The organism is Psychrobacter sp. TB67 (genome assembly GCF_000511065.1).
Lineage (GTDB): Bacteria > Pseudomonadota > Gammaproteobacteria > Pseudomonadales > Moraxellaceae > Psychrobacter > Psychrobacter okhotskensis.
In genome coordinates, this window is sequence record NZ_AYYA01000032.1 from 35,127 (window position 1) to 58,498 (window position 23,372).

Annotated in this window: 17 protein-coding genes and 2 tRNA genes; 14 read left to right on the forward strand and 5 right to left on the reverse strand. The window is 44.1% G+C overall.

Annotated elements, in window-relative coordinates:
• Positions 1-107: 107 nt before the first annotated feature.
• The 4 genes from mgtE to W293_RS0105030 form a co-directional block, all read right to left on the reverse strand.
• The gene (mgtE, locus tag W293_RS0105015; RefSeq protein ID WP_025651407.1) at positions 108-1,460 is read right to left on the reverse strand and encodes a magnesium transporter; all 1,353 of its coding nucleotides are present in this window, start codon (positions 1,458-1,460) and stop codon (positions 108-110) included.
• A gap of 343 nt (positions 1,461-1,803) precedes the next feature.
• Positions 1,804-2,604, reverse strand: a complete 801-nt coding sequence (locus W293_RS0105020) for a 3-hydroxybutyrate dehydrogenase (RefSeq protein ID WP_025651408.1) — start codon at positions 2,602-2,604, stop codon at positions 1,804-1,806.
• Between the two features lie 39 nt (positions 2,605-2,643).
• Complete coding sequence (locus W293_RS0105025; protein ID WP_025651409.1) at positions 2,644-3,273, reverse strand: CoA transferase subunit B; 630 nt, start codon at positions 3,271-3,273, stop codon at positions 2,644-2,646.
• A 178-nt stretch (positions 3,274-3,451) separates the two neighbouring features.
• The gene (locus W293_RS0105030; RefSeq protein ID WP_025651410.1) at positions 3,452-4,165 is read right to left on the reverse strand and encodes a CoA transferase subunit A; all 714 of its coding nucleotides are present in this window, start codon (positions 4,163-4,165) and stop codon (positions 3,452-3,454) included.
• Between the two features lie 347 nt (positions 4,166-4,512).
• Between W293_RS0105030 and W293_RS0105035 the strand changes: the two genes are divergently transcribed.
• The 14 genes from W293_RS0105035 (at position 4,513) to W293_RS0105105 (ending at position 22,017) form a co-directional block, all read left to right on the forward strand.
• Complete coding sequence (locus tag W293_RS0105035; protein ID WP_025651411.1) at positions 4,513-5,928, forward strand: GntP family permease; 1,416 nt, start codon at positions 4,513-4,515, stop codon at positions 5,926-5,928.
• A gap of 388 nt (positions 5,929-6,316) precedes the next feature.
• Positions 6,317-8,422, forward strand: a complete 2,106-nt coding sequence (gene metG / locus W293_RS0105040) for a methionine--tRNA ligase (RefSeq protein ID WP_198015418.1) — start codon at positions 6,317-6,319, stop codon at positions 8,420-8,422.
• A 37-nt stretch (positions 8,423-8,459) separates the two neighbouring features.
• Positions 8,460-8,744 (forward strand): hypothetical protein, encoded by a 285-nt coding sequence (locus tag W293_RS0105045; protein WP_025668361.1) that lies wholly within the window; start codon positions 8,460-8,462, stop codon positions 8,742-8,744.
• Between the two features lie 479 nt (positions 8,745-9,223).
• A complete protein-coding gene (locus W293_RS0105055) occupies positions 9,224-10,273 on the forward strand; it encodes an ABC transporter substrate-binding protein (protein WP_025651415.1) in 1,050 nt (349 codons plus the stop codon).
• An 87-nt stretch (positions 10,274-10,360) separates the two neighbouring features.
• A complete protein-coding gene (locus W293_RS0105060; protein ID WP_025651416.1) occupies positions 10,361-11,398 on the forward strand; it encodes an ABC transporter substrate-binding protein in 1,038 nt (345 codons plus the stop codon).
• Between the two features lie 494 nt (positions 11,399-11,892).
• Positions 11,893-12,795 carry an ABC transporter permease gene (locus W293_RS0105065; RefSeq protein ID WP_025651417.1) on the forward strand — a complete coding sequence of 301 codons (903 nt, stop codon included), beginning with the start codon at positions 11,893-11,895 and terminating at the stop codon, positions 12,793-12,795.
• Between the two features lie 61 nt (positions 12,796-12,856).
• Positions 12,857-13,651 (forward strand): ABC transporter ATP-binding protein, encoded by a 795-nt coding sequence (locus tag W293_RS0105070; RefSeq protein WP_025651418.1) that lies wholly within the window; start codon positions 12,857-12,859, stop codon positions 13,649-13,651.
• A 179-nt stretch (positions 13,652-13,830) separates the two neighbouring features.
• A complete protein-coding gene (locus W293_RS0105075; RefSeq protein WP_025651419.1) occupies positions 13,831-16,173 on the forward strand; it encodes an FdhF/YdeP family oxidoreductase in 2,343 nt (780 codons plus the stop codon).
• Positions 16,174-16,235: 62 nt separating this feature from the next.
• Positions 16,236-17,324 (forward strand): formate dehydrogenase accessory sulfurtransferase FdhD, encoded by a 1,089-nt coding sequence (locus W293_RS0105080; protein ID WP_025651420.1) that lies wholly within the window; start codon positions 16,236-16,238, stop codon positions 17,322-17,324.
• 818 nt (positions 17,325-18,142) lie between these two features.
• On the forward strand, positions 18,143-19,792 hold the full coding sequence (locus W293_RS0105085) for a sodium:solute symporter family protein (RefSeq protein ID WP_198015420.1): 1,650 nt from the start codon (positions 18,143-18,145) through the stop codon (positions 19,790-19,792).
• A gap of 87 nt (positions 19,793-19,879) precedes the next feature.
• Positions 19,880-20,014, forward strand: a complete 135-nt coding sequence (locus tag W293_RS17410) for a putative transporter small subunit (protein WP_217271599.1) — start codon at positions 19,880-19,882, stop codon at positions 20,012-20,014.
• A 192-nt stretch (positions 20,015-20,206) separates the two neighbouring features.
• Positions 20,207-20,280 (forward strand) — tRNA-Cys (locus W293_RS0105095).
• A gap of 124 nt (positions 20,281-20,404) precedes the next feature.
• Positions 20,405-20,491: transfer RNA gene (locus tag W293_RS0105100), tRNA-Leu, on the forward strand.
• A gap of 164 nt (positions 20,492-20,655) precedes the next feature.
• Positions 20,656-22,017, forward strand: coding sequence for a tyrosine-type recombinase/integrase (locus tag W293_RS0105105; RefSeq protein ID WP_025651422.1), 1,362 nt, complete (start codon positions 20,656-20,658; stop codon positions 22,015-22,017).
• A gap of 214 nt (positions 22,018-22,231) precedes the next feature.
• Here the strand turns inward: W293_RS0105105 and ppk2 are convergent, their stop codons facing one another.
• On the reverse strand, positions 22,232-23,311 hold the full coding sequence (gene ppk2, locus W293_RS0105110) for a polyphosphate kinase 2 (protein WP_228706493.1): 1,080 nt from the start codon (positions 23,309-23,311) through the stop codon (positions 22,232-22,234).
• Between the last annotated feature and the right edge of the window lie 61 nt (positions 23,312-23,372).

The following is a 23,372-nucleotide window of genomic DNA, read 5'->3' on the forward strand; positions in this document are numbered from 1 at the left end:
TCGTGACAGTGTAGCTGAATTACAAGTATAAAAAAACCACAACGCCAGTAAGACCGAGCTTGGTATCAGGTGTTACTATTTGCGCTACTGCGACCGTTTGCCGTGCGCTATCCTATAGACAAAAACTGTGAAGCAATAAACAGATAAATCAGCACGCCAGAAGCATCACACACTGAGGTAATCAGCGGTGCACTGGCAGTGGCAGGGTCAAGTCCTATTTTGTTCAATACAAAAGGCAAGCTCATGCCAATCACGCAGCCAATCATGACTACGGACATCATACTAAGCGCGAGCACCAGTGACACAATAGCATCGCCGCGCACATAACCGATGATAGAGATAGCAACGGCCATCGTCGCACCCAGCATCAGGGCGACGATGGCTTCTCGTCCTAATAGCGAGAGCCAATCACGCATGACGACATCGCCCGTCGCTAGCGCACGCACCATCAACGTAGCAGACTGAGAGCCGGCGTTACCGCCACTATCTACCAGTAGTGGTAAGAAAAATACCAGCACTAGATTGGCTGCTATCACCTCTTCAAAGTTAGCAATGCTAAAGCCAGAGAGCAAGTTTCCAAATACCAAAAACACTAGCCAGAATACGCGCTTACGATACAGCACTTTAATGCTGACATCTTTAAGCCTGCCAACCATCGTCGTGACACCACCCGACTTGTGAAAGTCATCAGTAGCCTCATCGCTGGCAACGTCCATGGCATCATCATGGGTCACGATACCGACCAAAGCGCCATGGTCATCAGTAATTGGCAGGGCAATCAAGTCATAACGAGCCACAACTTTGGCGACATCTTCTTGATCGTCATTGACATTGCAAGAGACCACAGTGCTCAGCATAATGTCATTAATTAATTGTTCAGGAGCGGCTAGTATTAATGCTCGTAATGACACTACCCCTGACAACTTACGCTCATCATCAATTACATAAGTATGATAAATGGTCTCGGCATCAGGTGCTTCTAATCGTAGCGCCGCTAATGCTTCAGTGACGGTCATATGCGCCGCTAACGTTGCATAGTCAGATGTCATCAACGCCCCAGCAGTACGTTCTTCATAGGCAGAAAGCCTGCGAATATCTTCACGCTGCGCCTGTGCTAATGCTGGCAATAAGGCATCACGCTGATCCTGATTTAGATGTTTGTATAAATCAGTGCGTTCATCTGCGGGCATCTCGCCCACTAGTATTGCCATACTTTCGCGAGGAAACTCATGCGCCATAGCGACTTGAATATTAGGCTCTAAATAAGCAAATACCGTAGAACGATTGGGCAAACGTTCTAGCAGCTGCCAAGCAAGTTTAGATGCCATGAGCGTAAGCACATCCGCGATATCAATGGGGCGCAACTCTTGCACTTGATTAATCGCTTGCTCGAATTGCTGCTGCTCGATGGCACGGCTTAGTTTGGTTGCAAAAGTCTCTGCAAGGTCTTTATTATTCATCATGTTACTCCGTGCAACCCAAAACGGTGCAGCAAATACTCACAAAAAAGAGCCAATCTAATTGGCTCCAATTAATATAAACAAGATGCTAAGGCAATGGGCTTTTATTAGCAAGCCAATGATTCTTAAACCAATCAAAGCGCCCGAACAAACCTATTAATCCGTCATTCAGCTAAGGCGTGTTCTCATTTTAAAAATGCTCATAAAAATGAGATAAATTGCAGTCAAGTGAGGAAAATAGCGGAAATAATATCGGGATATTAATCAGCTATTTGACGATGTTTGGCAAAATTTAGCCATTTTTAGCCCATTTAGATACAATCGCTGGAATTGAGGACACGTCCTAGTTCATAAACCAACCATGACTGGCAACGATAGATTGACCAGTGAATACATTGCTTGGGAAGGCTGCCAAAAATAGCGCTAACTGCGCAATATCATCAACCGTCGTAAACTCTTTGTCGACGGTATTGACCAACATGATGTCATTCACCACTGACTCTTCGCTGATGCCTTTTTCAGCTGCTTGCTGCGGGATTTGTTTTTCGACCAACGGTGTTTTGACAAAGCCAGGGCAAATCACATGCGAGCGTACGTTGTGCTCAGCGCCTTCTTTTGCTAGCACACGACACAGCCCCAATAGACCATGCTTGGCAGTGACGTAAGGCGCTTTGTATAGTGAAGCTTCGTGCGAGTGTACCGAGCCCATATAGATGACCGTACCGCCTTTATCGTCTTTATACATATGCTGTACAGCAGCTTTGGTGGTCAAAAATGCGCCATCTAGATGAATAGCGAGCATTTTTTTCCAATCATCAAACGACATTTTGTTAATCGGGTCGATGATTTGAATACCAGCATTGGAGACGAGAATATCAATACCGCCAAAGCTATCGACCAACTGTTGTACGCCCGCGTTTACCGCAGTCTCAGAGGTGACATCCATTTCGATAGCGAGGGCGCGCCCGCCAGCCGCTTCGATGGCATCGACGGTTTTCTGAGCGGCGTCAAGATTGATATCAGCAATACCCACTGCGGCGCCTGCTTGAGCATAAGTCTCAGCGATATCGCGGCCAATGCCACTGGCAGCGCCTGTAACTAACGCTACTTTGCCGGTCAAATCCTGATGTAATTGGGTCGCCATATTTTATAGTCCTTTATTAAATAGCTTTATTACAGACTCCTACTGAGCAATGCTCACTGGCGTCTTTTCTTGTAGCTCATCAAAGCTCACACCTTCTGCCAGCTCGACCAATTTCAAACCACTATCAGTGACGTCTAATACGGCAAGTTCAGTGATAATACGATCGACCACCCCTTGACCAGTCAATGGCAGCTCACAATTGGCAAGAATTTTTGGCTCACCGTGTTTATTGACTTGCTCCATCAATACAATCACGCGCTGCACGCCAGCGACCAAATCCATTGCGCCGCCCATGCCTTTGACCATTTTTTTGGGAATCATCCAGTTGGCCAAATCCCCTTTTTCTGACACTTCCATTGCGCCCAATATCGCAAGATTGACATGGCCACCGCGAATCATCGCAAAAGACTCTGAGCTGCTAAAATAACTGGCTCCAGGCATTGCAATCACTGTTTGCTTACTGGCATTGATCAAGTCTGCATCCACATTATCAGTGGTTGGAAACTCGCCAATACCTAACAGGCCGTTTTCTGACTGTAGCCAAACGTCCATACCTTTAGGAATATAGTTAGCGACCAAGGTCGGTAGGCCAATCCCTAGATTGACATAATAACCGTCTTGTAGTTCTTTGGCGGCGCGCTGCGCCATCTGCTCTCTTGTCCATGCCATGGTAACTTCCTTATTTTTATAACTACCCCAAAAAATATGATTGGCGGTGTCAAACTCATTTAGTCTACTAGAGGTAGTACTTTCACTCGTTTTCCTTGCTACTCAAATTTTTAGCAATAGTATGACAATGTTCTATTGTTAATCTAACTATTTAAAATTATTTCTATAAAACCTTTAACTAAGCGCCTTCGACTGCCTTGGTTGTGATTTTTTCGATACGCTTTTCAGGATTGTTATTTAATACGATACGCTGCACATAGATACCAGGTAGGTGGATCTCATTAGGGTCAAGCATGCTTGTTTCTACAATCTCTTCTACTTCGACGATAGTAATTTTGCCAGCCATCGCACAGTCTGGATTGAAGTTACGCGCGGTTTTACTGAATATCAAATTACCTGCTTTATCTGCTTTTTGTGCTTTTATGAGCGATACATCAGCGCGCAATGTATGTTCAAGTATATAAGTACGTCCGTCGAAATCACGCGTTTCTTTGCCTTCGGCGACGAGCGTACCGACGCCAGTCGCCGTGTAGAACGCAGGGATACCAGCACCACCTGAGCGTAATTTTTCAGCCAAAGTCCCTTGCGGTGTTAGCTCAACTTCTAGTTCACCTGCTAAATACTGGCGTTCAAACTCTTTGTTTTCGCCCACATAAGAGGAAATCATTTTTTTAATCTGGCGGGTTTGCAATAACAATCCTAAGCCAAACTCATCAACACCAGCGTTATTACTGATACAGGTCAAATCCTTTGCCCCACTGTCGCGCAAGGCCTCAATTAACGCTTCTGGAATACCACATAGACCAAAGCCACCGATAGCGAGCGTTTGTCCATCGTTAATGATACCTTTCATCGCGTCTGCGGCACTGCTATATACTTTTGATTGACTCATGCTTATCTCCTTGCAAGTCTCATTTTTGTTATTAACGTTAATCATCATTGATTATTCGTTATCAAAACCACTCCTTATCTTCGCTTTTATACTAATACACATCCTATCGATATATCATGACTAAAAGACTTATGCTAAGTTACCATATTATTGTGTTAGCGAGAAGAGAATAACGGTAAGAACTTACGCGCCAGCGCCGTCATTTAAGACATCCTCATTCACTATGACAGCAGTCTAGATTTATGTTTAATAAAATATTGAATACTGCATATTTTGATTAATTTTATTGACCCATGTCAATATGCGCTGCATACTCGATGCTTGAACTTTGCCAAGGAGGGCGGATCATGATGAGTACATTTGCTATTGTCATCACTTTATTACTATTGATGTTTTTTGCTTATCGCGGCTATTCTGTGCTGATATTAGCACCGATTATGGCGACCTTAGCGGTATTTTTATCAGGGGATTTTTTAAGTAGTATTCCCGCCTATACCGATGTCTTTATGGGTGCGTTAAGTGGGTTTCTACTTAAGTTCTTCCCTATCTTCTTATTGGGTGCGCTGTTCGGGCGTTTGATGGCAGACTCTGGCGCGGCGACAGCGATTGCCAATACCGTGGTCGAAAAGCTCGGTGCCAGCAAAGCTATTCTAGCGGTTATCTTAGTCTGCGCTATCTTAACCTATGGCGGCGTTTCGTTATTTGTCGTAGCATTTGCTATCTATCCAATCGCCAAAGATTTGTTTAAAGCCGCTGATATTCCTAAGCGCTTGATTCCAGCAGCGATTGCCTTAGGTTCATTTACCTTTACCATGACCGCATTGCCGGGCACGCCAGCCATTCAGAATGCCATTCCGATTCCTTATTATAATACTAACGTCTTTGCCGCGCCTATTTTGGGTATTATCGGCGGTACGATTATGTTTATTTGTGGTTGGTTATGGCTACAGTCACGGGCCAGAAAAGCCAATGCAGCGGGTGAAGGCTACGGTCAGCATGACGAAGAGGATGTAGGCGGCGTTGGTGCAGCCAAAAAAGAAGCCGAAGTGCTAAATACGCATCACACCTCATTTATGGTCGCAATGATTCCATTGGTGCTGGTCATCGCTTTAAACGCTTTATTAACTTATGCAGTGTTCCCTTCACTAGACTTTAGCGGCTTACAAGCTCAGTTTCCGGATTTAAATATCGCCGGTTCGCTGGGGCTGTGGTCTATTATTATCTCATTGGTAGTGGCTATTATCGTATTGATAGTCATGCGTATCGGTCATTGGAATAATCTACAAAAAACCATCAACCGTGGTACTTATGATTCGATGTTGCCCATCTTTAACACCGCCTCAGAAGTGGGTTACGGCGCGGTCATTGCTTCATTGGCAGGCTTTCTTATTATTCGTGACAGCATCTTAAACCTAACGCCTGATAACCCACTTATCTCAGAAGCGGTCGCGATGACCACCCTTGCTGGTATTACTGGCTCATCTTCTGGTGGTTTGAGTATTGCCCTATCGACGTTGGGTGAAGATTATTTAAGAATGGCGGTTGCCGCTGGTATTGATCCAGAACTGATGCACCGTGTTGCTGTCATGGCAGCGGGTGGTTTGGATACGCTCCCTCATAGTGGTGCGGTCATCACCCTACTCGCGATTTGTGGCTTGACCCATAAGCAATCCTACTTGAATCTTGCGATGGTCACGATGATTATTCCATTAATTGCGGTAGTCGCGGTTATTATTCTAGGGACGATGTTTGGCTCATTTTAGAAACCGTTTAAGCTTCAAGCAATTTCTTGAGCTTTGAATATCGATGAGTTTTAATGTGCAAATTCAAAACCCACTTGGCAGATTGCTTGGTGGGTTTTTTATCGCCGCTTTACGACTATGTTCTTTAAATAAAATAGGTTATTGACACCTGATAAATGCATAGAAATCTATCGGCATAATAGAGCCAATGATTATATTGATTAACGTATTAATTACTGAGGAATGTCACAAATTTGGCCGAATTACGGTATCATAGGCACACTTTTTTGGTTTTTCCTTTTTTAGAAATTTTAAAAGCTTTAGTATTGATAATATCGCGTCCGCTCGCCATAAAGCGCTCAAGACGTTTGATAACCAACCCGTTTATATAAAAATATAGGTGACAAAAGTGCGTGAGATTCTAGTAACCAGTGCGCTGCCCTACGCCAATGGCTATATCCATTTGGGGCATCTTGTAGAATATATTCAGACCGACATTTGGGCGCGTGCGATGAAAGCGCAAGGCCATCAGGTCACTTATGTCTGCGCGGATGATGCACACGGTACGGCTATCATGCTCAAAGCAGAAGCCAATGGTGTAACACCCGAAGAGCAAATCGCCTCGGTTAAAGCTTCGCATGAAGCGGACTTTGCTAAGTTTTTGATTGACTTCGACAATTATCACACCACCCATTCAGAAGAAAACAAGCATTTTTCTGAGCTGATTTATCGTCGTCTTAGTAGTGCTGGACATATCAGTACTAAAGACGTTGAGCAATTATTTGATCCTGAAAAGCAGTTGTTTTTAGCGGATCGTTTTGTCAAAGGTACTTGCCCTGAATGCGGTGCGCTGGATCAATATGGCGATAACTGTGAAGTGTGCGGCACGACTTATGACGCGACAGATCTCAAAGATCCATACTCGACGTTGTCTGATGCCACACCCATTCTAAAAACCTCTAAGCATTATTTCTTTGATTTACCAGAATTTGAGCAATTCTTAAAAGATTGGACGCGCAGTGACAATCGCTTGCAAACATCGGTCGCTAATAAATTGCAAGAATGGTTTGACGCTGGCCTGACCAGCTGGGATATCTCACGTGATGCACCTTATTTCGGTTTCCAAATTCCAGATACCCCAAGCGATGAGCCAGACAAGTACTTCTATGTTTGGCTCGATGCACCGGTCGGTTACATGGCGAGCTTTCAAAACTTGTGTGATAAGCGCAAAGGTACTGAAAACGAATTAGATTTTGATCGTTATTGGATGCAAGAAAACGAGCATAAGACCGAGGTTTATCATTTCATCGGTAAAGACATCGTTTACTTCCATGCGCTATTTTGGCCAGCGATGCTAGCGGGTAGCGAGCTGCGTACGCCGACCGGCGTCTTTGCCCATGGCTTCTTGATGGTCAATGGCGAAAAAATGAGTAAGTCGCGCGGTACTTTCATTAAAGCCGAAACGTATGCTGATCACTTACATCCTGAGTACTTGCGTTATTATTTTGCTAGTAAATTGTCTGATAAAGTCGAGGATATCAACCTTGATTTAGAAGATTTCATGCAAAAGGTTAACTCTGATCTAGTTGGTAAAGTGGTCAATATTGCCAGTCGTAGTGCTGGATTCTTAGTGAAAAAATACGACGGTATGCTGTCGGAGGTTTGCGTAGAGTCAGACTTATTAGAAGACATCACCAAAACGGGTGATGAAATTGCCGCCGCGTACGAAAACCGTGAGTTCTCGCGTGCCATGCGTTTGATTATGCAATGTGCTGATAAAGCCAATGAATATATCGATGAGAAAAAACCATGGGCGCTTGCTAAGGTCGAAGGCGCAGAGCAAGAAGTTCAAGATGTTTGCTCGGTCGCGATTAATATCTTCCGTCAATTAATGGTTTATCTTGCGCCAGTATTGCCTGAGCTAACCGCCAACGCTAAAGCGTTTTTGAACATTGACGATCTAAGCTTTGCTAGCCGTAACCAATGGTTGCTTGGTCATAAAATCAATAAGTTTAAACCGTTGATGCAGCGTATCGAAGAAAAAGACGTCGCAGCGATGGTTGAAGCGTCAAAGGAATCTTTGGCTCAAACTGCGACTCCAGTTGCTAATGCTGATAATACGTCAGCAAAGAAAAACACTCCCTCAGCGAAAGAGGCTAATACTGGTAGTGATAATGAGCAGGCTGACTATATCGGTATCGAAGACTTTGCCAAAGTTGAGATGAAAGTCGCGCACGTCTTAGAGTGTAACCATGTCGAAGGCGCGGACAAGCTATTGCAGTTCACCCTAGATGTTGGCGAAGACAAGCCGCGCAATGTATTCAGCGGTATCCGTAAGTTTTATGAGCCTGAGCAATTACTGAATAAAAAGGTCATTTGCGTGACCAATCTTGCGCCGCGTAAGATGAAGTTTGGTGTCTCAGAAGGCATGGTGCTATCAACTGGCAATCCAAAGACAGGCTTAACGGTCGTTACCTTGCCTGATGATTGCGTCATTGGTGATGTGCTTGCTTAATTAACATGGCTGATGCACGAAATATTGGAGAATGATAGTGGTATTGCTGAGATTGTTAGCAGATATTCTCCTTTATTTAACAGTAGGCTTGCTGGTTTACTGGTATTTTATCGAAGATATAACGGCACTATTTATAGCCATTGCTAGTGGTGTTATCAGCGCGTTGTTATTTATTATCACCACAGATATCAAACAGTCACGGCGTAACCGTCGTTCAGAGCCTTCGAGTATCTGGGATTGGTTGTACTTTATCGACATACTAGAGATTCCTCTTTATGTGATTGGCTGGCTATTTCGTAGTTTATGGCGGGTCTTCGATTGACAGTTAAGCGATAGATTAAATATAAAAAAAGACGCCCTAAGTAGCGTCTTTTTTTATGTCATTTATATAGATAGTGGAATGGCAATAATTTCGATACAAGCAAACCAAGTGCAAGCGATTACCAGTACCATATTTGAATGCTCAACAGACCCTAGCATAAAGATGCAGAAGCTGCTCAGTAAAACCATCCTTATATGGCTGAATAATACGGGTGACGAATACGCTTTAATTTTTTATTGCGATAACTTACATTACTGTCATAATATGAACATAATGATCGACGGAACGATTACCTTATTGTTAGCCTGCTATCTTGGCATCAACATAGCATTGACTCGGCTAACCTGCATTTTCCAATACTATCTGTAAAAATCAAACACAGCGAAGACGAATCCAAACACTACCCTGAGTAGTTTTAACGAATCCGAGAATGTTGGTGTGGTTTTTATGATTGATATAACCGATGAGTTACTATAATAATGACTATTGCTTCTACTTTACGCTTAAGCCTCTATGGTGCTGCTATCAGCGCCACCCTTGGATTGATTGGCTGCTCAAACTCTACCGACACTGCCTCCAATAGTGAGAGTGCAGTCGCTGATACCGATAAGCCCGCCAAGACTTTGGCCATCACGCAAATCGTCGAGCATCCTTCATTAGATGAGATGCGCCGCGGTATCATTGATGAGCTGGCTGATAATGGCTATGTCGAAGGCCAAAACCTAACGGTCAACTTTCAAAGCGCCCAAGGTAATACAGCGACAGCAGGACAGATTGCCAAGCAGTTTGCAGGAGACAATCCCGATGCCATCGTCGCAATCTCGACGCCCTCTGCCCAATCAATTGTGGCCTCAACCAAAACGGTTCCGGTTATTTATACGGCTATCTCTGATCCTGTCGCAGCGAAGCTCATTAATGAAAACAACGTGCCTATCCAATCTAATGTGACAGGACTATCAAGCGAGTTACCGATTGAGCCGCAGTTAGACAACATTCTAAAGATTGTACCCAATGCAAAAACCATTGGCTACGTCTATAGCCCAGGTGAAATCAATTCTGTAGTGGTGCTCAATCAGCTTAAAAAACTCGCACCAGCGCGTGGTCTGAAAATCTTAGATGTGACAGCCAATCGCCCAACTGACGTTGCGATGGCGACTCGTAGTCTTGCTGGTCGCGTCGATGTCATTTATACCTCATTAGATAACAACGTTGTGTCAGGGTTTGAAGCAATGGCTGGTGCTGCCAATGAGCTTGATATTCCGGTTATTGCCTCAGACGAGTTTAGTGTGAGACGCGGTGCGACAGCGGCGCTAGGTGTCAACGATTATGACTTTGGCCGTACCACGGGCAAAATGGTCTATCGCGTATTAAATGGCGAAGCGATCAATACGATCAAGCCTGAAGTGATGAATACCTTAACCTTGTACGCAAGCCCTAAACACGCGGCAGAGCAAGGGGTGAGCTTGACAGATGACTTGTTAAAAAATGCCATTAATGTCGACGAAAAAGCGCAGAGTGCGGACAAATAACAGTCAGCCATCTGTATAGACAGCTGCCCTTAATTTTTAATTATTAAATAATGTACGGACACATTATTATTTTCAGGAGTGAGACCTATGTTGTATCAAAATTTTGGACGTTTTAATTTTAGTAAGGCGCTACTACTAGGCGGCGTTTGTACCGCTATCTTGACTGGCTGTAATCAACCAGCGCAAGATGCTAGCGGCACTGATGCTGCCGCCAATGGCGATACTGCCACAGAAATGAAGACGGTGGCTATCACTGCTATCGTTGAGCATCCAGCACTTGATGATGTGCGCAAAGGCGTCATCGATGAGCTTAATGAGGCCGGCTTTAAGGACGGTGAAAACTTAACGGTGAACTTCCAAAGCGCCCAAGGCAATACAGCGACTGCAGGACAGATTGCCAAGCAATTCGTCGCAGACAATTCAGATGTTATCATCGCGATTGGTACGCCATCAGCGCAGTCAGTAGCTGCGGCGACTAGCACCATTCCTTTAGTATTTTCGGCAGTCACTGACCCAATCGCAGCCAAACTAGTCACAAAACTAGATGGCTCTGGTACCAATGTCACTGGCGGCTCTGATGCACTGCCTTATGAGCCACAAATCGAATTGATGCGTCAAATCATTCCTAGCTTAAAGAACGTCGGCTATGTTTATAGTCCGGGCGAAGTTAACTCAACAATTATCTTAAAAAACTTAAAAGAGAAACTGACACCACTAGGTATCAATGTCCTCGAAGCGCCTGCTCAGCGTAGTACTGATATTGCCATGGCCGCTCGTAGCCTCGAAGGTAAGGTCGATATGATCTATACCTCAACCGATAACAATGTCGTATCGGCCTATGAGTCACTATATCAAGTCGCTAAAGAAAGCAAAATCCCACTGATTGCGTCTGATACCAGCTCGGTTGAACGCGGCGCGATTGCTGCCTTAGGCGTAAACTATTACGATCTTGGCCGCGAAACTGGTAAAATCGTGGTACGCATCCTAAATGGTGAAAAAGCGGACGCTATCCCTGTCTATACGCCGCAAATGCTTGATTTGTACGTCAGTCCAAATCATGCCAAAGAACAAGGCGTTACTTTGCCACAAGCAGTTATCGATAAAGCAAAAGAAGTGGTAGAATAGCGCACCTTTATACTTGGCTTTTATTAGCAGCTGCTAGGTAAACGATAATTTGACTATATAATATAATCAAATTTTATCGCTTAACGTCAGGCTATGATGCCAAATGTTTAAACAAGAAACCCAGCTATGAGTCAGTAGGCTGGGCTTCTTGTTTAAGCAGTGCTGGTTTGACTGGTTGTTGCTTAATGGCTTTTTATTTAAGGCATTGCTTATAAGGTCGTGTTTGCTTATACAGTCATTGTGCAGTATCTAAATCTCTAATATTTATGAATAAAAGCTTTGAACCAAGGTAGCTTATGATAGTTTTTCATCGTGATATGTTTTGGTTTACCCTAACCGCAGATTGCTTAATCTGTTAAATTCACCGCTTAGCCGTTTAGCGAAAGCTGACTGTTAGATTTATAGATAAGTGCGCGTTTATACGCTATTTATTTTATGAATTAATGATCAGAACATGCATTGCTGAACGCTTGGTTATGACTTATTGATCTCTTATGTCTTTAATTGCTTTTTTTGGTGCGCTTGAAAGTGGTCTGATTTATGGCCTAGTGGCACTTGGTGTGCTGATCTCATTCCGCACCCTCGACTTTCCTGACTTGACCGCTGATGGTAGCTTTCCATTAGGCGGCGCCGTCGCGGGCATCTCTATCGTCGCTGGTGTCAATCCATGGTTGGCATGCGCTTTTGGTATGCTAGCAGGTTCAGTCGCTGGTATCGTCACTGCATGGTTGCACGTCAAACTTGGCATCCTGCAACTACTTGCCAGTATCTTAGTGATGGTCGCTCTATATTCTGTCAACCTACGCATCATGGGTGCGCCGAACTTGCCACTACTGGGTGAAACCACGGTATTTAGTACCTTAGTGACAGATGGCAACGGCTATTGGATGCGCTGTCTGATTATTGGTGTGGTCATACTGCTTGCCAAGTTATTCTTAGATTGGTTTTATAGCACTGAAACTGGCCTATCTATGCGTGCAACTGGTTCAAACCTCCGTATGGCCCAAGCGCAAGGCATTAATACCTCTTGGATGACCATTATCGGTATGGCCGTCTCTAACGGCCTAATTGCACTTGCAGGGGCGTTGTTTGTGCAGACCCAAGGTGGCGCAGATATCTCTATCGGTATTGGTACTATTGTCATTGGTCTAGCAGCCGTTATCATCGGTGAGACTATCATTCCTGCCAAACGTATCTGGCTCATTACCTTTGCGGTCATCGTCGGTGCGGTACTATACAAGCTGTTTATTCAGGTCGCGCTATCGAGCGACACGCTGCGTAGTATTGGTTTTGGCCCGCAAGATTTAAACTTGATTACCGCTCTACTCGTGGTATTGGCTTTGGTATTACCAAAAGCGAAAACCAAGTTTTTATCACGCAAAGTTCGCGTTCAATGACAGCCAATACAGACGGTAAATAACCGTATTAAGCTTGAAGAGACAATAAGGAATAACGATTATGATGCAAGCCACTGATTTACGGTTGACCTTTAACCCGGGCACGCCTATCGAAAACCCTGCACTGCGTGGTATTAATCTAAACATCGCTGATGGTGAATTTGTGACCGTCATTGGTACCAATGGTGCTGGTAAATCGACATTTTTGAACGCTGTAAGCGGCACCACGCGCGTCGATAGTGGGTCAATTTTATTAAATGGTATTGATGTCACTAAGAAAACTGCCCATCAACGCGCTCATTGGGTCGCGCGTGTCTTTCAAGACCCAATGGCTGGAACTTGTGAAGCTCTGACCATTGAAGAAAACATGGCATTGGCCTATAAACGTGGTGGCAAACGCGGTCTGAGCTTTGCGCTAAATCAGAATAACCGTGATTTGTTTCGCGAAAAACTGGCCGTTTTAAAATTGGGCTTAGAGAACCGTCTAACCGACCGTATGGGTCTACTATCCGGTGGTCAGCGCCAAGCAGTCAGTCTGCTCATGGCCTCTTTACAGCCTTCTAAGATTTTATTGCTAGATGAGCATACTGCTGCCCTTGACCCTAAAACCGCTGCTTTTGTCTTAGAGTTAACGGATAAGATTGTGACTGACAATAAGCTCACAACCATGATGGTCACCCACTCAATGCAGCAAGCATTGGCACATGGCACACGTACCGTCATGCTGCACCAAGGGCAAGTCGTACTAGATGTCGCTGGTGATATTCGTAAAGATATGACAGTGCATGATTTACTTGATATGTTTGAGCAAACACGCGGCGAAAAAGTTGAAGATGATAGCTTAATATTGAGTTAAATAATTTAGCAGATACTTTGGAGCTAAATATAAAAACGCCTGTTTAATAGCAGGCGTTTTTTGTTATCAATAGTTAATGATCCTACCAAGTTTTGGTCAGTCATTATATAGTTGCTATATCAATACCTATATCAAAACCTACTTATTATTCTTATCGCTATTTATCTATGAGGTCTGCCATGCGCAAAATCCCTGTTTATACTCATCCTGCTGCTGGTTGGCCTGCTCTGATTGCCTCTACTCGCAAACTCATGGATTATAAGGCTTTTTTGCGTGGTAGCTTGAGCGTATTAAACAGCAATCAACCCAAGGGTGGCTTTGATTGTCCAGGCTGCGCATGGCCAGATCACAAGTCACACAAAGCGCTAGATGTCTGTGAGACAGGCATCAAGGTGCTGGCAAGTGAAACCATGTCTACCCGTGCAGATGCACAGTTTTTTGCCAAGCACTCGGTCACAGAGCTACAAGGTTGGTCAGGGTATGAGTTAGAACATATCGGTCGATTATCCGAACCGCTATACTACGATGCCACGCAAGATCATTATCTACCCATCTCTTGGCAAGCCGCTTATGAGCATGTCGCTGAGCAGTTGGAACAGCTTAATTCACCTGACGAAGCACTGTTCTATACCTCAGGTCGCGTCACTAACGAGCCTGCCTTTATGTTTCAGTTATTCGTCCGCTGTTTTGGTACTAACAACCTACCAGACTGCTCTAACATGTGTCACGAACCAACCTCGGTCATGCTTGGCAAGCAATTAGGCATCGGTAAAGCGACGGTGAAACTAGAGGATTTTGAGCTAGCCAAATTGATATTGATGTTTGGACAAAACCCGGCAACCAACCATCCCCGTATGCTTGAGATGCTTGCCCACTCTCACGAGCAAGGATGTCGAATCATCTCGATAAATCCTATGCGTGAACAAGGCTTAAGTAAGTTTAGAAACCCGCAAAAACCAACTCATATGGCGGCAGGACAGAGTGATGACATGGTCGATGAGGTCGTTCAAATTCAAATCGGTGGTGATGCGGCTCTACTGACGGGTTTGGCTAAATGGCTGATTGAGAATGATAAAATTAATACTGACTTTATTACAACCCATACCTCTGGTTTTGAGCCATTGAAACAGTGGTTGACCGAACAATCATGGGCAGATATTCAGCTTGGTTGCGGTATTTCTCAAGCAGAAATTATTAATCTTGCTAAGCTGGTGGCCGCCAGTCCAGCGACTATTTGCACTTGGGGTATGGGCATAACCCAGCATGTGCAGGGCGATGACAATGTCGCTATGATTACCAATTTGCTACTGTTGATGGGTATGATAGGTATTGACGGTGCGGGTGCGTCACCTGTGCGGGGTCACTCCAATGTGCAAGGCGATCGCACCATGGGTATTCATGAGCGTCCCAAGCAAAGCTTACTTGATAGCCTAGAACGTGTGTTCGAGCACCCAATGCCACAAGACAACGGTCTTGATGTCGTTGCAGGGGCAAAAGCGATGATACAAGGTGATATTAAGGCTTTCTTTAGTATGGGTGGCAACTACTCGGTTGCAGCGCCTGACTCAAATAACATCCAACGAGCATTGACCAAAAATAAGCTTAACGTCTTTGTTGGCACCAAGCTAAACGAAACCATGCTGTATCCGGGTGAAAATAACCTCATTCTACCTTGTGTCGGTCGTACCGAACACTTAATCACGGCTAAAGGTGAGCAGTTTGCCACAATTGAAGATTCAATGTGTCAGATAGTACCCACTCAAGGTAGCCTCAAGCCCATCAGCGATACGCTAAAATCTGAAGCACAGATAGTCGCCGATATTGCAACCCAGATGTTTGGCTCTGACTCAGCCATTCCTTGGCAAGCGATGGCAGAAGACTTTGACTTGATTCGTGATTATATCGCCCAAGCTATCGATGGCTTTGAGAACTTCAACGTGCGTATCCGTGAGGCTGAGCGCGGCTTTCATTTATATCATGCGGCTCGTCATCGCGTGTGGAACACCGATAGCGGCAAAGCGCAGTTTGAAGTACCAAAGTATCCGATTACTTATGTCGCAGGCCAAATGTCAGAGAAAACGTCCGCATTTAAAATTGATGCCCAAAATGCGCAAAATACTGATGACAGTCACCACTCGGGCCAAAAGGCCTGGCAGTTAACCAGTGTACGGAGCCATGATCAATTCAACACCATGATATTTGGCTATCAAGACCGTTATCGTCAGACCAAGCGCCGTGATGTGTTGTTTATGCATCCTGATGAAATGACACGATTGGGTTGGCAAAAAGGCGATCATGTTATGGTGTCGCGTCAAGACAGCCATGGTGAGCAACGCACATTGGGACCTTTGATACTTACCGACATGGATATCGCCGCCAACGCTGTGGCTACCTATTATCCTGAATGTAATGACTTGTTTGATTTGGACACGCATGCGCCAGACTCTCATATCCCTGCCTACAAGTCTGTTACCGTGGCCTTAGAGCGCGTCAATGCAGGCGAGTTGGCAGCTTCTGCCTAAGATAGTTTGCAAGATGAAAGGTGGGTTATGTCAACAATGATAAAAGGCTGTCAGCACTTATAATGGCTAAATTAAACACTCAAGCTTCAGCTGTCGATATGTCTGAAGCGACGGCAGAATCTACTGTGACACCACTATCGCGCGCGCATTTGGTACAAAAATATTACTATGCACCTATAGAATCAGGTGGTAGCCAGCAAGCGTATATTGAAGATCAATCAGCAAATTTGGTCGTAGAAGCAGCGATTTCTATTATCATTAACGGCATTCATTATGCAGTATTGATGGCAAGCCCTTATCAGCTAGAATATCTAGCGATAGGCTTTTTGTTCAGCGAAGGTTTGATTCAACACAGCCATGACTTATTAGACTGGGAAGTGACCCAGCTGACAGATATGGCAAGCTATCAAAGATTTACTCAAGACTCAATGGATGAAAATGATACGGCTGGTTCCTTTGAGCAAACCTTAGCACAGCTGCAGGATTACGATATTTATGTGGTGGAATTGACTTTAAATCAGCGCAGTCATCAGCGCATCCAAGCCCAACGGCGGCAGCTGGCAGGGCGTACAGGGTGCGGTATGTGCGGTATCACAGGTTTGACCCAAGCGTTGCCTGACCTAAGTGGCTATAAATCAAATAACCATTCACAAGAGCATTTTCAAAGAGACTTAGAAAGAGACTTAAAGAGTGACTTAGAAACTAATCTGGCAAGTGGATTTCATGATAAAAGTCAAAATCAACCCGAAAATAGTGTTAGAAACAAAGCTGCGATGCCAAGTTTTGACTACCTATTGCAAATACGCGCACAAGTAGATGCGACCCAACATACCCATCAACTAACAGGCGCTGTTCATGCGGCGGCAACCATGCAAGGGCAACACTTACATCTCTTTGAAGATGTCGGCCGTCACAATGCCCTCGACAAGCTCATTGGCTGGCAACTACGACACAAAGTAGATGTCGACTGTGTAGTGATGACCTCGCGCCTATCGATCGAGCTGGTACAAAAATCCATTCGTAGCCAAATACCTTGGTTGGTCGGTATGTCTGCACCCACTAGCACTGCCGTGTGTGTCGCAGAGCGCTATGGCTTGGGGTTGGCAGGATTTTTACGTGATAATAGAGTGACTTATTACTCTGGTTTTTAAAACATGGCGGTTCTCTATCCTCCCAATTCAACAAACTTCATCCTATTAATTTCATCTCTTCCTTAGCACGACCCTATCTTATATATTCCATTAAAATCAGTTGTTTGCCCTCTCTCTCCCTCTATGAGCATGAGCGTTTAGTGATGGCTAATGCATGTCTATCTATGGATAAATTTGAGATTACGTAAATAATAGGTTACTCTTAGTGCACGAACATGTTACATACATTTAACATGGCTGTAGTTTTATTTATCAATAGTAAGTAATTTTCGTTGATTATAACGAATAACTTTATTTGAGATGATGAACACGGACAATGCGTCACATGCGATGATTGGATAAAACGCTATCCAAAACGTTGCTTATTTCAGCTGATAAAGCTGTCTAAATTTAGCTCAGGCCAAGATATTATGGTCTCGTGCTTATCTGTATCTTGCTAAGCGGACATGGTATATGAGTCTGTTTTAGCATCCAGCTACTATCGAGTATGCATACTTGACAGCGTAATGGCTAAGCCATTAACAGACGCATATTGAGAGTTGCCGCTATTGTTTTATTTATTACTAGTGTGGTCAACAACCCCCACTACCATAGGCAGCTGCACCTCACTTTATTATTAATTTGTCATGACAATTTGTGTCATCGCTATTGATATGCGCGAATCGTATGCGCTCTATTAATGTGCTTTATAAGTTCTATTGTCATAACACCTACTGCAGTAGGCACAAATCTATTTCTAACCGTTAAGGGGTAATCAATACCGCTTAACTTTTACTCATTTAAAACAATTGCGAGGTATGAATTTGAAAACTGAGTCATTGTTCCAATTTTCGGCGCTCACCATTATTTTATTATTGGTCGCGTTTTACGGCGGTACCTATCTCTTATCTTTATTAATCAAAAAAGACAAAGAATCTACCACTGGTTTTATGGTTGCAGGTCACGGTGTTGGCTTCGGTATGGGCGCGGCAAGTATGACCGCCACCTGGATTTGGGCCGCTTCCTTTTATGCCGCTGCCACCTCTGGCTATAAATACGGCGTATCAGGGCCGATACATTACGGCTTTTGGGGCGCGCTGATGATTTTGTTCATCTACCCTTTTGGGATGCGCTTTCGTGAGCTTGCTCCCAACGGTCACACTTTAGGTGAGCTTATCCACGCCCGCCACGGCTCATCAAGCCAATTAATTTTAGCCATATCCAACCTTATGGGCAGCTTAATTAGCTTGATGGTCAACTTTACCGCTGCTGGGGCATTGGTGTCAGTATTGTCACCATTATCATTCCAAACAGGGGTAATTATCGCGGGTGTCGGGGTATTGAGCTATACCTTAACCTCAGGGTTTCGTGCTTCAGTCTTTACTGATTTTGCCCAATTGGTCGCTTTGATGGCCATTGGTGTCATCATCATTCCAGCGGTACTATTCTCCATGGGTGGTCCTGCAGTGATGGTCAGCGGACTATCGAATTTGACCTTAGAGCAGCAGGATTTCTTTTCCTCTGAAGCCTTTTTTCAGCAAGGTGCACCCTATTTTGTCGCAGTATTGGCCTATGCTATCGGTAATCAAACCATTACCCAGCGCTTATTTGCCATTGATAAAACTAAAATTAAGGCGACATTTGTTACCGCCACAGTCGGTTATGCCGGTATCGTCATTGGGCTTGGTATGATTGGCTTAATGGCTTTGACCATTGGCATCGAACCACTTGATGGCAATATGAACAACTTGATTCCACAAATGGTCAGTATGTACCTGCATCCGGTCTTTATTGCCTTATTCTTTATTTTGGTCATTGGTTCATTATCTTCAACGGCTGACTCGGATTTGTCGGCGCTATCAACCATCATGATGGCTGATGTTTATGCCAAAAATATCGCCAAAAAAGGTGGCATCAAGCCAAAAACTATGATGCTCGTCGGTCGTGGCACGATGATTGTCGCGACGGCAGCGGGACTCATCTTTGCCAGCTTCAAGCTTGATATTCTAGTGATGCTGGTATTTGTTGGTGCCTTATGGGGTGCAATTGTTTTCCCTGTCATCGCCAGTGTATTCTGGAATCGTGTGACCAACGTCGCCTTTACCTCAGCAGTGATTGTCGGACTTTTATTATTCTGTGTAGCGCGTTTTGAGTTGATACCTATTGTTGGCATCACCGCCCTATTCTTTGAAATCTTAGCCAGTGTCGGTGGCGCGGTGGTCATCGGTCTGATGGTATTTGGTTTCTTAGGTCGTAAGATTGGCATGGGCGCGGCTGCTATTACCTTGGTGCTGATGTTAATGTTTGCGACTGGATTCTTACGCCAGTACATGATCCTACTCGCTTCACTGACCGCTTACGGTGCCAGTACTATCGTTTGTGTGGTCGTCAGTCTCATGGGTGATGAACATTTCGACTTTGATCTGATCAAACAACGTGTTGGTGACTACGATAAAAAGCCCAAAGTAGCACCCATAACAAAGAGCTAAATAACAGTAGCCCTGACGGATATCTGGTAACACCTAGCAAGTCACTTGCTAAGTGTTACCTATCAATGAATACTATAAGGAGACAACATGGATAGCACGCTTATCTACGGATTATATATTTTAGTCTGGCCAGCGATTACCTTGGGGGTGCTGGTATTGATTTGCACCGCCACCTATCGCGACATCAAAAAAGCCCAACGTAATAATAAAGACATTATTTAACAGCTTAGACTGTATTATTTTTTATACACACCTCGCTAAGCAATAGCTTGTCGAGGCGCGCATATGCTTGATTAAATGGTTCAAATAAACATGAATAATGCTTAAATACTCTTAATCTAATAAATAACGAGCGTTTATCAAAAAAATGACTTGTAATTTATTATATTTTTGCTAATATAGGCCACCTTGATTGGCTGGATGGCAGAGTGGTCATGCAGCGGACTGCAACTCCGTTAACGCCGGTTCGATTCCGACTCCAGCCTCCAATTATTTATTAACTTTACGTTAATTTTGGCTTGCATTATTAGCATAACCGCTTATAATAGCGAGCACTTATCTAGTAACTAGACGGTCTATCAGCTAGCTTATGTTAAAGATAAAACAATTTTTGCCCGGGTGGTGAAATTGGTAGACACAAGGGATTTAAAATCCCTCGCTAGCAATAGCGTGCCGGTTCAAGTCCGGCTCCGGGTACCATTACATAGTCCTATACTATCTTATAGAACAGCTAAAGCCCCTGATATCAGGGGCTTTGTTGTATCTGGTGTTCTATACTGTCCTATGAATCTATCCTAATCCATGCACTTTGAGTATACTGTCAAGTATACCGAGTTTTGAGTCTACTCATGGAGACCTAGGATATGGAAAGAAAAGCGATCAGTTCAGACCGAAGCATTAGCAGTCATAAGCCTGAAGATAAGAAGTACTTCGTTGCTATCAAAAATCATCCCAAACTCTTCTTAATGGTGCGTCCTACTGGAACCAAATCATGGATGTATCGCTACTACCCACCTTCAAGCCCCAAACAAAGTATTATCTCCATCGGTATATATCCGAGTATCTCGTATGCTCGTGCCTGTGAGGTTTGGCGTGAGTATGAAGATCTGTTAAGCAAAGGTATTGACCCAAAACTCCATCGTGAAGAAATAAAGAAAAGTATTATTAGTAAAACTAAAAATTCTTTCAATCATTTTGCTTGGGAGTACTTTGACAGTTTAGATCAGACTCAGAAGAGCAACACCCTCATTCGTAAGAAAGGTCGTCTTGATCTTATATGCAAATATATTGGTGATGAGCCAATCAGCGATATCACATCTCCCAAAATGCTTGAAGTCCTGTTAGACATTCAAGCCAACTCATTAAACAAAGATGGTAAGCCCACAGACAAGGCTGAACGCTGTGCTGGCATTGCCAGTGATGTGTTTGTCTATGCTGGGGCACGAGGCTTCTGTAGTAGCAATCCTGCGGCGCTTATTAAGAGCCAGTTGGCTAAGTCTAGCTATGGTCATCGTCCGGCCATCACTAAGCCTAAAGATTTAGCTAAGCTACTACGTGATATCGAGACTATAGAAGGTGATCCAAATACTATCAACTCCCTTAGGCTATTAGCGATAATCTTTGTTCGCAATGGTGATCTACGCCGTATGCGCTGGGCTGACTTAGATCTAGAGGCTGGTAGGTGGCGGTTAAAGCCTTTAAAAGGCCAAGGCAAGGTAAATATGGTCAAGGACATGGTCGTGCCCCTACCTCGTCAAGCAGTAGCTATCTTACGCGCGCAGCAGCAAATCAATGGTCATACTAAATTTGTCTTCTACAGTGAGACAGCCAAAAAGCATCAGATCATCTCTGATGCGACAGCGAATAAGCGTTTAAAAGATTTGGGCTACAAAGACATTCATTGTGCTCACGGCTTTAGAGCTACAGCGAAGACCATCCTACAAGAGCATTTAAAGTATCCGCTTGTGCTTGTAGAGATGTCATTAGGTCATACAACTAAAGACCCTAACGGAGCCGCTTATGGGAGATTTGAGTACATTGATGACCGTAGCAATATGATGCAGAAGTGGGCAGACTATTTAGATGCTTTAAGGAAAGGTAAGGATATAGCAGAGTTTAGAGCGGACGCTAAAGATGAAGCTGATTCCACTACCCAACTGCAAGCTTTAATTGATCAGCTTGGTGAGGATAAAGTACTAGAGCTATTGAAATTCAAGGCTCAATAGCTCATGTTAAAATTCATTTAAGAGATTGATAGTTGACAATATATGATCCAATATTGTCAACTATAGTGAGTGAAAAGTAATATCGATACATCATGCACTGCTGATATCAATTTTTCTTGCTTGCTGTGCCTGCGCAGACAGAGGCTACAAAAAATTAATATCAGCAATACCGTCGCGTTTTTAGAATATTTTGATTATACAGGCATACATTTGGCTAATAGCGCGGTGGCACGTACATATCATCGGGAATTGGCTCGCGGTAATACTCATCATCGCGCTTGCGTTCGGGCAACTCAATCTCATCGCGCGGTACTTCTTTATAGGGGATTTGCTCAAGTAAATGAGCGATACAGTTTAGTCTTGCGCGCTTCTTGTTATTACCCTCAACTACCCACCATGGTGCTTCAGGGATATGAGTGCGCTCGAACATGGTCTCTTTTGCTTTGGTGTAGTCTTCCCAGCGTCGGCGTGATTGTAAATCCATCGGTGAGAGCTTCCACTGTTTCAGTGGGTCATATATCCGACTCATAAAGCGTGCATGTTGCTCGTCATCGGTAATGGAAAACCAATATTTTACTAAGCGTATGCCTGATCGCACTAGCATGCGCTCAAATTCTGGCACCGACTGAAAAAACTCTTCATACTGCGCATCTGTACAAAACCCCATGACCCGCTCAACACCGCCGCGGTTATACCAGCTGCGATCAAACAATACGATCTCACCTGCGGCTGGTAAATGCGCAACATAGCGCTGAAAATACCATTGTGTTTGCTCGCGTTCCGTTGGAGCAGGTAAGGCTGCAACACGGCAAACTCTAGGGTTCAGCCGCTGGGTAATGCGTTTGATGGCGCCACCTTTACCAGCAGAATCCCGCCCTTCAAAGATGACGACGATACGCTCACCGCGATCAACTACCCAATCCTGTAGTTTTATAAGTTCTCGCTGTAGTCGTACCAATTCATGAAAGTATGTACGTCGATCCAGTTTTTCTTGCTCGCTCATCTCACGTCCGTTAAAACGAAAGTCACGTGCATAGTCATCTATTTCGTTTTCTAGTTCTTCATCATACGTATCGATTAAGTCTTGGTGCATTTTCCGACGCAGTTCATCATCAAGAATGTCTTTTTCGATGCGCTCAGAAAGAATGGCTTGTTCCTGATTGTACCGATCTAAATCCTCCTTAGTCGTTAGAGATTGAAAATCAGCGGTTGTAATCGGTTCTGTCATCAACAATTTTTCAGAGCCAAAAATGACTTGCCTCATTTTTCTTAATAAAACTTTTGTCTTACCCATAAATATTACCTTTGTTTTGCGTATCGGCTTTTTTAAGAGGCTGTTATAGTAAAAGAAACAA